The 12,355-nt window shown below is 43.1% G+C and carries 6 protein-coding genes; 5 read left to right on the forward strand and 1 reads right to left on the reverse strand.

Going from position 1 to position 12,355, the window contains the following annotated elements:
* Positions 1-227 precede the first annotated feature (227 nt).
* The 3 genes from F0145_RS10470 to F0145_RS10485 all read left to right on the forward strand — a co-directional run bounded on the left by F0145_RS10470 (position 228) and on the right by F0145_RS10485 (position 8,583).
* A complete protein-coding gene (locus F0145_RS10470) occupies positions 228-2,654 on the forward strand; it encodes a sugar-binding domain-containing protein (RefSeq protein WP_150088353.1) in 2,427 nt (808 codons plus the stop codon).
* A gap of 1,177 nt (positions 2,655-3,831) precedes the next feature.
* Entirely contained in the window at positions 3,832-7,035 is a 3,204-nt protein-coding gene (locus F0145_RS10480) for a SusC/RagA family TonB-linked outer membrane protein (RefSeq protein WP_223815960.1), read from the forward strand.
* Between the two features lie 12 nt (positions 7,036-7,047).
* Positions 7,048-8,583 (forward strand): RagB/SusD family nutrient uptake outer membrane protein, encoded by a 1,536-nt coding sequence (locus F0145_RS10485; protein ID WP_150088354.1) that lies wholly within the window; start codon positions 7,048-7,050, stop codon positions 8,581-8,583.
* 332 nt (positions 8,584-8,915) lie between these two features.
* Here the strand turns inward: F0145_RS10485 and F0145_RS10490 are convergent, their stop codons facing one another.
* Positions 8,916-9,788: an AraC family transcriptional regulator gene (locus F0145_RS10490; protein ID WP_150088355.1), complete on the reverse strand. Its 873-nt coding sequence runs from the start codon at positions 9,786-9,788 to the stop codon at positions 8,916-8,918.
* A 175-nt stretch (positions 9,789-9,963) separates the two neighbouring features.
* On the opposite strand from F0145_RS10490, the gene fucP reads away from it, so the two are divergent.
* Positions 9,964-11,217 (forward strand): L-fucose:H+ symporter permease, encoded by a 1,254-nt coding sequence (fucP, locus tag F0145_RS10495; protein WP_150088356.1) that lies wholly within the window; start codon positions 9,964-9,966, stop codon positions 11,215-11,217.
* 93 nt (positions 11,218-11,310) lie between these two features.
* Positions 11,311-12,339, forward strand: coding sequence for an aldo/keto reductase (locus F0145_RS10500; RefSeq protein WP_150088357.1), 1,029 nt, complete (start codon positions 11,311-11,313; stop codon positions 12,337-12,339).
* Positions 12,340-12,355 lie beyond the last annotated feature (16 nt).

Consider the following 12,355-nt stretch of genomic DNA (forward strand, 5'->3'; position numbering starts at 1 on the left):
GACCGAGGGCGGGAGGTATTTCCGCAACAAATAAAAACGCCTTTAGCGGGAATATTTTACCGTTTTAAGCTAGCGTAATATAAAACTTTACCGGATATTATGCCTGCTTTTACCTGGTACGGTGTAGCCGAAAAATATTCTTTTTCCCCTAAAAACTAGTTAAAAATTGTGTGCCTGTTAAAGTAACTTTTACCTGTTGCTGAAATAATATTTAAACCTACATCACGATGAAATTTAAATTTTTATTCTTCCTTACACTGTTATTTCTGGGTATTTCAAGTGAACTACTGGCCCAACAGGGCCGGCAACAACTGCTGTTTAACGATTACTGGAAATTTCATAAAGGTGATTTAACAGGCGGAGAAAAAGAGAATTTAGATGATGCAAACTGGCGGAAACTCGATTTGCCGCACGATTGGAGTATAGAAGGGCCTTTTAGTAAAGAGTGGGCAAGTGGTACGGGGTATCTGCCGGGCGGTATTGGCTGGTACCGGAAAACATTTGAAGTAGCACCCTACGCAAGAGCTAAAAATATATACCTTTATTTTGATGGGGTTTACAAAAACAGCGAAGTTTGGATTAACGGGCATTATTTGGGAAAACGGCCCAGCGGCTATACGCCCTTTTATTACGAGCTTAGTAAATACCTGAACCGGAAAGGCAAGAACTTAATTGCCGTTAAAGTAGATCATACCAAGTTTGCCGATTCCAGGTGGTACCCAGGCTCGGGCATTTATAGAAACGTGTACCTGTTGGCCGTCGAGCCGGTACACATTAATGTATGGGGCGTTGCCTTCACCACGCCCGAAGTAAGCCAAAATAATGCCGTTGCGCAGGTAGTGGTTTCGCTGGCAAATAAATCTAAAAAAGCAACTAATATTGAAGTAAGAACCGAACTCCGCGACCAGCAAGGCAAAGCGGTAGCCGAGGCCCGGCAGCAAGTATCGGCCAAAGCAGGGCAGGAGGCTGAAGCCACTTTGTCCTTTCAGTTAAAGAATCCAAAGTTGTGGTCGGTAGATAACCCGAACCTGTATAAGCTATATGTGGCTTCTTATGTAAACGGTAAAAAAACCGACGATTACGAAGAGCAAGTAGGCTTCCGTAGTTTTAAGTTCGATGCGAACAAGGGCTTCTCCCTGAATGGTCAGCCTATGAAGCTGAAAGGCGTTTGCATCCATCATGATGCAGGTGCTTTGGGAGCAGCGGTACCAGAAGAAGTTTGGGTAAGGCGCCTGAAAGCATTAAAAGAACTAGGTTGCAACGCTATCCGGATGAGCCACTACCCGCACCAGGATTATATTTACAAGCTGTGCGATGAAATGGGCTTTCTGGTACAGGACGAAGCGTTTGATGAATGGGAGGCAGGCAAGAACAAATGGATTGAAGGCTGGAATGTGGGAAAACCGGGTAAAGACGGCTCTCACGAGCATTTTGCTGAGTGGGCAGAACGGGATTTGCGCGACATGATTTTACGTAGCCGCAACCATGCTTCTATTATCATGTGGAGTATCGGCAACGAAATTGATTACCCCAACGATCCGTATTCGCATGAAGTACTGAGTACCGGCCGGAACCCGCAGATTTACGGTAAAGGCTATCAGCCAAACAATCCTCCTGCCAGCCGGTTAGGTGAAATAGCCCAGAATTTGGTAGCTGTAGCCAAAAAATACGATACTTCCCGCCCTATAACGGCTGCCCTGGCGGGCGTGGTAATGTCTAACTTCACCACCTACCCGGATGCATTAGACTTGGTAGGATACAATTACCAGGAATACCGCTACCCCGAAGACCATGCCAAGTACCCGAATCGTATTATTTACGGCAGCGAAAACGGCAAAGGGCTGGATGCCTGGCTGGCCGTAGACACGCTCAATTATATTTCAGCGCAATTTCTCTGGACCGCTTTCGATTTTATGGGAGAAGCAAGGTCCTGGCCCGTGCGTAGCAGCGGGGCGGGCTTACTGGATTTAGCAGGATTCCCTAAACCAGATTATTTTTTCCGGCAAAGCCTCTGGTCTGATAAGCCGATGGTATATATCGCCACTTCTAAAATACAAGAGCAAACTGGAAATCAGCGGTTCCGGCCCGTAACACCTGCTTGGAACTGGGCAGCAGGAGATAAGATAAAAGTGAGTTGCTATACCAATACAGAGGAAGCAGAACTGTTTTTAAACGGAAAATCATTAGGGAAAAAACCATTTAAGCAAGCAACTGCCCGTGTTTTGGATTGGGAAGTAGATTATCAGCCGGGCGAGCTACTGGTGAAAGGATATAAGAATGGGAAAGAAGTAAGCCAACACTTGTTAAAAACCACCGAAGCCCCTTATGCCCTCAAAGCCACTATCGACCGTAAATCTCTTGTTGGCAATAAAAAAGAGCTGGCTCATATAGAAGTGGATGTAGTTGATAAAAACGGAAACACCATATACGGAGCCGAAAATGAAATAACGGTAAATATAGAAGGACCGGCTAAACTGATAGGCCTGGAAAGCGGCAGCCTTACCAGCCACGAAGACTATAAAGCTAACAAACGGAAGACTTATCGTGGCAAACTATTAGGTTATTTGCAGGCACAACCAAACGCCGGTACAGTAAAAATAACGCTGCAATCCCCAGGCCTACAGCCACAGACTATGGAGGTGCAAGTAAAATAATTTGTTAACGGTAAAGATTTTATCGCAAGTAACGATGACAATGAGCTTCATAATAATATGAGTTTAAAGCCCTAATTGTTAACGAATGTTACGCATTATTGTAAATTATATAAGTTTAAGTAACTCACTCGTGTCATTTAGGAGGAAACTATTCGGTTGCCTACTAAATAGTTTCCTCCTGAATGACAGGTGTGGGGTTTAATATATCAAAAGTTGATATTATCCTTACTGTTGCGTAACGCCCGTTATTAATTTTGGAAGGCTATCCTGTTTTCTTAAAAAGCTGAGTTATCTAATTATTCCCTTTTTCTTTATTGTGATTGCCGGCGCTTGTTTGTAATTAGATGTATATATCAATAAATTACAAAATAAATTGGTTTTATACAATTAATTGACTACTTTCAACTAATATTCTACAGTTCTATTTCAGGAACTGTTATTTGTAAGGGTGATATATTTTAATATTCTGGTGTTTTCGCCCTATAAATTTAATTTTTTATTCGACTGTAAATAGTATTTCTATTTAACGGTTTAGCTCTCCAGTTCTGGAAGCAATGCTGGCTTCCCGAATAGGCTGCACTAGGCAGCTCCTTTCCATAATCCTAAATTATAAATCTTCCTTTTAAAAAATTCTTATCAGAAAGAACTTATGGAAAATTTATCAACTATTTCGGCACCAGATGCTTTACTTGCCCCCCCGTGGCGGTGGACATAACATAATGTAGGTGGGAAAGCAATTTGTAATGGAGGAATTCTAATTGACTTGTCGCGGATGCAGACCGTTCATGTTGATGCCAGGACGGGAGCAATGCGCTAAGACAGAGGTAAGAGCCGGTAGGAAAGAAAAGAACCAAGTACAGGTTTTATTTATTATTCCTTAATGCCCATTTTAGTTGACTACCTACATGGCTGAAAGCCAGATTTAATAAATAATGCTACACCCAAAGCGATCAGCAATCAGCGCAGAAAATAGTTTTTCTTTCTCTTAGCTGCCAATAATAATTCGATTAAGCCTCCATAATTCCCTTTAACCAATTATTATGCTGTATCAAGAAATTTTATAGTTATTAAGAGGTAAAATAGCTTAATAGTCAGATAATATTAAGTTCGAAATAATTAAAAGAAGGGCGTTTCTTTGATATGCATAATATTTATTAACCCTTAATCCACCACTCAAATGAAAAAGAAAATACGCCTGCTAATTGCGTGGGGCTTATCCATCATGTTACTGCCTCCCGGCCAATCGTTGGGTTATGCCCAAATATTGCCCCTGAATAAATCAAACCCAGATGGTTCCTTAAAATCTGGCCTTGCCGCTGCATCCGGAAATGTACTTTCCAATAATACAGTACCATCGAAGCGGAGTGAATTTAAAAACAACTACCAGGCTACCCTCAAAGCAGTTACGGGTAAAGTAACTTCCGAAGCCGGCGAGCCTTTAATTGGCGTAACGGTCGTAGTTAAAGGAACAACGGTGGGTACCAGTACCGATGCTACCGGTAATTATTCCATAGAAGTACCGAATGATGGCGGCACTTTGGTTTTTTCTTACATAGGATTTTTAACCAAAGAAGTACTGGTAGGTAATGCTACTACCCTTAATGTAACCCTGGCCACTGATGCGAAAGCCTTAGAGGAAGTAGTGGTGGTAGGATATGGCACCCAGAAAAAAGAAACCCTGACCGGTTCCGTGGCCAGTGTGAATGGTGAGTTACTAACTACCCGCCCCGTAACCAACCCAACGGCTGCCATTCAGGGCCGTATGCCGGGTGTTAGAATCGTGCAAAATTCGGGAGAGCCCGGGAATGAAGGGGCCTCCATTCGGATTAGAGGAATAGGTACTTTTAGCGGAGCCGGTTCTAACCCTTTGGTTTTAATAGATGGGGTAGAAGGAAACTTGTCTAACCTGGATCCTAATAATATTGAAAGTATTTCGGTGCTGAAAGATGCGGCTTCGGCATCTATTTATGGCTCCCGGGCCGCCAATGGGGTTGTGCTGGTAACGACGAAGCAAGGGAAAGAAGGGGAAATTAATTTGGAGTATAATGGGAATTATGGCATTCACACGCCTACCAAAATGCTGGACCTGATTACCAATTCCGCTGAATATATGGAATTATGGAATGAAGCCAAACAAAATACCGGCATTACCTCGGGTTTATACACCCCAGACCAAATTGCTTTGTACCGGAATGCAACCGACCGAAATCTTTACCCGAATGCCGACTGGGTAGATATTGTATTTAATCCGGCTCCCACCCAAATTCACAATTTGAGTTTTAATGGCGGAAGCAAAGGTACCCGTTTTTTTGTGGCCTTAGGCCATGTAAATCAGCAAGGGGTAATGAAGGGATTTGACTATAAAAAATATAATGGTCAGTTTAATATTACCTCCCAGATAAACAAGAATATTCAGTTTGGAACAAATATTTCTTTAATGAAAGGTGACCGGCAGGCAACCCGGCAAGGATCCGAAGATGCTTTCCTGGCAACTTTGTCGCAGGCGCCTACCTATTCGCCTTGGTTACCGGATGGAAGCGGCCGGTATAGCTTTAAAGCTTATAGTTTCGAGAGCAACAACAAAAACCCATTGGCTATAATTGAAAATGAGGTTCTCAGGAATACCGATGATTATAATTTTAATGTGCAAGGCTGGACGGATGTAAAGTTATTTAAAGGCCTTAACTGGTATACCAAAGCGGCGGTTGTAGGCAATTTTACGGAGTGGAACGACTGGCGGCCCTTGGTGCCTTTGTACAATTTTCATTCGGGCGATTTTATGTCGGACCTGGACGTGGGCGGTCAGGGATTGATTAATCAGACGGAACGGAATATTTATACCAATTTATATACCTACCTCAAATATGAAAAGGAATTAGGCGCGGGACACTTAATTAACACCCAGCTTGGTTTTAGCCAGGAGGAAAACAACTATCGGTTTCTTAACGGATACCGGAGAAATTTCACCAGCAATAACTTAAGAGAATTAAATGCCGGCAGTCCGGCGGTGCAAAATTCCAGCGGCTCTAGCAACGAATGGGCTTTACAATCCTTCTTTGGCCGGTTAGGGTATAATTACAAGGAGCGTTATTTATTGGAATTCAACCTCCGCTACGATGGAACTTCCCGGCTGCATGCAGATAACCGGTGGGGTTTATTCCCGTCATTCTCGACGGGCTGGCGGGTAAGCGAAGAATCGTTTGTTAAAAATGCCGGCTTGAACTGGTTAGATGAATTTAAAATTCGCGGTTCGTACGGCAAATTAGGTAACCAGAATATTGGTATTTACCCATACCAGAGTATACTGGGCTTAACCGGAAACTACCCATTTGATAATACCAATCTTTCTTCTGGGGTAGCGCAAACTTCACTGGCCAATCAAGACATCCGGTGGGAGGCTACTAAAATTACGGATATTGGTTTAGATATGACCATCTTCAGAGGCCTTTCCCTTACTTTCGATTGGTATAAAAAAGTAACAACCGACATATTAAGAAGCTCCCAAGTAACTGGTATTGTGGGGTTAAACCCGCCTACTGTAAACAATGGAACCATGGCCAACACCGGTGTGGAAATAGGTTTGCAGTACCGGAATGAAATTAAATCCGGGGTTTTTGAGGGGCTTACCTATAACGTAGGAATTAATGCCGATCACTTCAAAAATGAACTAACGCATTTTGGGGCCAGAGAAATCGGGGGCACTACCATTAAAGAAGAAGGCAGACCCTGGGATACTTTCTACATGCTGGAGTGGGATGGCATTTTCCAGTCGACGGATGAGATTGCCGCTTCTCCTAAGCAATATAACGACAACACGGTACCTGGGGATTTAAAATTCAAAGACCAGAACGGCGATAATATTATCAACGACGACGACCGGGTTCCTTTAGCGGGCCGGTATCCTAACCTGAATTATGCGCTAAACTTTAATACTGCCTGGAAAGGATTCGATCTTTCTTTTTTCTTCCAGGGTGAAAGCGGCCGTAAGATATATGCCAACAACTGGGGAACAATACCTTTTGTGCAGGGAACTCCTCCTACCACCGATTGGCGGGACCGCTGGACACCTGATAATCCATCAACCACCATGCCTAGAATCTACTGGGGTTTTAATGCGCCCAGCAAAATTACCCGGAGTTCTACTTATTTCTTAGAAGATGCGGCCTATTTAAGATTAAAGAACTTAACCCTGGGTTATACCATTCCTGCTACGCTGGTTAACCGCATAAAAGTAAAAAGATTGCGGATATTCGTTTCTGGTGATAACATGCTGACCTTTAGCGATTTTCCAGGTCTGGACCCCGAAAGAGCGGAGAGTGGAAACCTGGTAAGATATCCGCAGAATAAAATTTATTCTGCCGGAGTTAATGTTCAATTTTAATTAGTAACACCAATGAAAAAGTATATATATAATTTATTTAAATATAGCGCCTTAAGCCTGTTTTTGCTGGCTGGCAGTGGTTGTGAAAAAGATTTTCTCGAAAAGAATCCCCTGGACCAGATATCCTCTTCTACTTTCTGGAAAACGAAAGCAGATTTTGATATGGCTTTAACCGCCAGCTATGCCACGTTGCAGAACAGCATTTTTTCCACGGCCATGCCCAATATGGATGCGCTGACGGATAACGGCTATGGACAACATAATTATAATGGCAGCCAGCGGATTGTGCAGGGCGATATTTCCCCTTCTTCGGGTGGTTTTATTAATGATGTTTATAACGGCAGTTATCAGGGCATAACCCGGATTAATATTTTTCTGCAGCAGTTAAGCAATTACCAGGGTGCAGATATCAGCAACGATCTTAAAGCCCGATACGAAGCGGAAGCCAGATTCCTACGGGGATTTTATTATTATCAGTTGTATTTTTTCTACGGGGCGGTGCCTTTGGTTACGGAACCATTAACCCTGGAAACGCAAAATCAGCCCAAAGCACCGGCCGATAAAATATTGGAGCAGGTTATGTCGGATTTGAATTTTGCTATTACCGCCTTGCCAAATGTACGCTATGGTGCAAACAACGGGCATGCGGTAAAGTCTTCCGCCGAAGCTTTCAAAGCCAGGGTGCTGATGTATGTGGGTTATAATGAAAACGGAGAACCTAAACCGGAGATTCTAACCCAAGCCAGAGATTTATTGTCAGGGTTAATGACAAGTGGTTATAGCCTTGATCCGGTATACGAAAATGTATTCCGATACAACACGCAGGAAAGCAGCCCCGAGATTATGTTTTCCATCAAGTTTCTGGCGCCCGACAATGCCACCGCTATGGATCAATGGTACGGCGATTGGTTAGTGGTAAGTCCGCTGCAAAACATGGTTAACGCTTATGAAAGTACCGATGGCCTGCCTTGGGGTGTTTCGCCGTTAACCAACCCGAATAATCCCATGGAAAACCGGGACCCGCGATTAGCCAAAACTATTTTTGTGAATGCACCTAAATTTAATGGCAAAGAGCACCTCCCTTCTAATAATCGGCCAACCGGCTACGGCGTAGCTAAGTTTCTTAGTCCGGATTTAATGCCTTACGGGTATTCTACCCAAAGCCACCAGGACTGGGTGGTATTGCGCTACGGCGAAGTTTTGCTGATGTATGCGGAGGCCCAAAATGAATTAGTTGGTCCGGATCAGTCAGTGTATGATGCCATTAATGCTATCCGCTCCCGGGTTGGTATGCCTGATGTTCCGAAAGGCTTAAATAAAGTCCAGATGCGGGAAAGAATCCGCCAGGAAAGAAGAATTGAGTTGGCTTTTGAAGGATTTAGATATTATGACCTTAAAAGATGGCGCACCGCGGAAACCGTATTACCCCAGGTAAAGGATGGCATTATTCCTTACAAATTCGAAAAACGATTTTATTTATGGCCCCTTCCGCAGACCGAAATTGATAAAAGCCAGGGCGTACTGGTGCAAAACCCAGATTACAAGTAAAATAATTAAAAAAAATTTATAAAAGGTACCTGCCGTAATTGTTTAAGCTATAGCCTGAACAGTTATGGCAGGTATTTTTTTAACTGCCCAGTACAATGTGCTGACGTTAAATACTGAAATTGAATAATTCTTTAATGGTTGACCTGTTGTAAATACAATATTCTGTTGCCTGTAGCTCCATCCATACCTGAATAGCACCAGAATTATTCAAAAGCAATTATTAGGAAACATTAGTAAATGACGGTAGCCAATCTTTAATGCAAAACGAAGGAGCTTTCCGGAAGCAACTGGAGCAGCGGCAATAATTAAAAGAAATCCGCTAGGTAAAGGCACTAGCAACCCCGTTTATATTGATTGCGGTAATCCTGCGGGGTGTTACCAGTAATTTGTTTAAAGTTTTTATGAAAACAGGTAAAATTATTAAAGCCACTTTCAAAACATAAGTGTTTAATACTAAACTTGTTTTCTATGAGTAACTTGCAGGCATAGCCTACCCGAATTTCTAATAAAAACTGGGAAAAGGTTTTCCCGGTTTTGGTCTTAAAATAGCGGCAAAAGGAATTAGGTGTCAATCCGGCTACCGCTGCAATTTCCTCTAAATAAATCTTGTCTTTAAAATTCTTAAAGGTAAAATCGTAAATGGTATTGATTCGTTCACTTTCCAGTTCCGAGAGGTCTCCCTGAAAACCGATGGAAGAAAGCGTTGTTAGCTCCTCCGTTGCGGCAATTGTTAACAAGCATTCAATTAAAGCTATAATTCTAAGCGGCCCCTCCGATAAGAGTATTTTTTGAATTAACCCGCTTACTTTTTGTGCGGCGGTACCAGGAATAAGAATGCCTCTTTTCGCTTTATCCAGGATTATTTTTAAAGGCATGTTTTCGGGCAAATAAAGAAATTTATCGCCCCAAAAGTTTTCACAAAAATGAACAACCGTAGCATAGGCGGTTTCTGAGGTGTTTTCCTGAAAATATAGGTCATCGTAGCGCCAATAATGAGGCAGGTTAGAACCTACTAATACAATATCTCCCGCATTAAACCGCTTAATATTATCCCCGACAAATTGGGTGCCGCTTCCTTTATGAAAATGAACTAACTCTATTTCAACGTGGAAATGCCAGCTGTTATTGACATTCGGAACATTATCCTGGCGGACGCTGAAAGAATGGGCCGGCCCGGGGGAAACTTTAAGTAATTGGGGTTTCATCAGGATAAATATTCATAAAATATTTAAATATTAACACAAATAGGGTAAAAAAGCTTAATACTAAGATAATAAACAATAAGTAAATTTAGGCTGATTACGCTTTCTTTGAGGTTGAGCCAGGCACTTTTCAGACTAGTAGTGCTACCAAACGCCTGCTGCTAAACTTTACCTAAACATGTTAAAAAACAATAACCGGTTTGCCATTCTCTTAATTACATCTTTATTTTTTTTATGGGGCTTTGTCCTAAATCTTAATCCCATTCTCATTCCGCATTTAAAGAAAGCTTGCCAACTAACCGATGCGCAATCCGCATTTATCGATTCGGCCTCGTATCTGGCCTATTTTCTGCTGGCTATTCCCGCCGGATTATTTATCAAACGGTTTGGCTACAAAGGGGGTATTATTTTCGGCTTATTACTATTTGCCATCGGGTCTTTTTTGTTTTACCCAGCCGCCGAAACCCGCACGTATGGGTTCTTCCTGCTGGCGCTTTTTATTATTGCCAGTGGCCTTACTTTCCTGGAAACAGCCGCTAACCCTTATATAACGGTTTTAGGCGATCCCGAAGGGGCTACCCAGCGCCTTAACTTTGCCCAATCGTTTAACGGATTAGCAGCAACCCTGGCACCTTTTCTGGGTGGTCTGTTTATTTTATCAGGACAAAATTTATCCGCCGAAACCGAGGCTGCAATGAGCCCACAGGCCTTGGATGCCTACCTGCAGCAGGAGGCTGCTTCGGTTAAAATACCTTTTCTGATTATCGGGTTTATTGTATTAATGGTGGTGGTGCTGCTTTGGCGAACACGCCTACCCGAAATTGAGGAAGAAAAAGATGGTGCTACGGAATCAGGCGGTTCTATCTTAAAAGAAAAGAACCTGATGCTGGGCGTAATGGCGCAGTTCTTTTACGTGGGAGGCCAGGTCTGTGTCAGTAGTTTTTTTATTCGCTTTGCCGGGCGGGTAGCAGGCATCGAAGAAAAAACAGCGGCCTTGTTTTTATCCGGCGCCTTATTGGCCTTTATGGTTGGCCGCTTTTTTGGCACTTTCCTCATGAAATATATTCCTCCGGCCCGCTTACTGGCTCTTTATAGTATCATTAATGTATTTTTATTAATTCTGGCCGTGATACTGCCCGGCATGTTCTCGGTTTATGCCTTGGTGGGAGTAGAATTCTTTATGTCTATTATGTTCCCGACTATCTTCTCGTTAAGTATTCGGGGGCTAGGTGCCAAAACCAAGTTAGGTTCGTCGCTGGTGATAATGGCCATTGTGGGCGGGGCCATTTTCCCGGTTATTATGGGAGCTGTTTCCGATAGCACGAATATTCAGATTGCTTATTTGGTGCCCGTCGTTTGTTTTGTGGCTATATTTTATTTCGCGCTCCAGAATTTTGCGGTGAAAAGAATAAAAATGGCCACGGCTCATTAAGCCGCAAACACCAATTATCTGTTACAAATAAGGAAGCTTTGTTTGTAACAGGCTAATAATTTTTTCAGAAACTAATATTTGCTACCCAATTATATGAATACAGCAAGCTTAAAAATTCCGCCCGTAGTTTTTGGTACCAGTGGCTTAGGTAATTTATTTACCGCTTTAACCGATGAAGTTAAATGCGAAATAGTTAAGCAATGCCTGCTGCACGCCGAAAAACCGGTTGTGTTTGACTCCGCCGGTAAATATGGGGCTGGTTTGGCGCTGGAATCGTTAGGTAAATGTTTGTGGGAGCTTGGGGTTAAACCAGAGGAAGTTATCATCAGCAATAAACTGGGGTGGCTGCGGACCGAACTGAAAACCTCGGAACCAACCTTTGAGCCGGGCGTTTGGAAAGATTTAAAGTATGATGCCGTGCAGCGCATCAGTTACGATGGCATATTGGAATGCTTTGCGCAGGGCAACGAATTGCTGGGTGGCTATATTCCCCAACTGGTATCGGTACATGACCCGGACGAATATTTGGCCCAGGCCAAAAGCGAAACAGAAAGAGAAAAATTGTATGACGATATCCTGGATGCTTACAAAGCCCTGGCCGACCTGAAAGCACAAGGAAAAGTAAAAGCAATAGGAGTGGGGGCCAAGAACTGGAAAGTAATCCAGAAAATCGCGCAGGATGTCCGGCTGGATTGGGTGATGATTGCCAACAGCATGACCATCAAAAATCACCCACCTGATCTCTTAGCTTTTATGCAACAACTACAGGCGCAGCAGGTGCAAATCATAAATTCGGCGGTTTTCCACGCGGGTTTTTTAATTGGCGGTGATTATTATGATTACCGGCTTATTCAGCCCGACACGCCAGAGAACAAAGCACTTTTTGCCTGGCGTGAAGAATTTTTCGCTTTGTGCCAGGAATTTAATACAAAACCAGCAGAAGCTTGTGTGCAATTTGGGCTTACCGCCCCCGGTGTGGTTAGCATCGCCCTTAATACCACTAACCCCAAACGAGTGAAAGAAAACGTAGAGATGGCTTTTGTGCATATTCCACCTGAATTCTGGCAAGCCATGAAAGCCAAAAAGCTGATTCGTCCGGATTACGCTTTCTTACCGGAATAGTAGCCCGTTAAAGTTG

The organism is Adhaeribacter rhizoryzae (assembly GCF_008629685.1).
In the GTDB taxonomy this organism is placed as follows: Bacteria; Bacteroidota; Bacteroidia; order Cytophagales; family Hymenobacteraceae; genus Adhaeribacter; species Adhaeribacter rhizoryzae.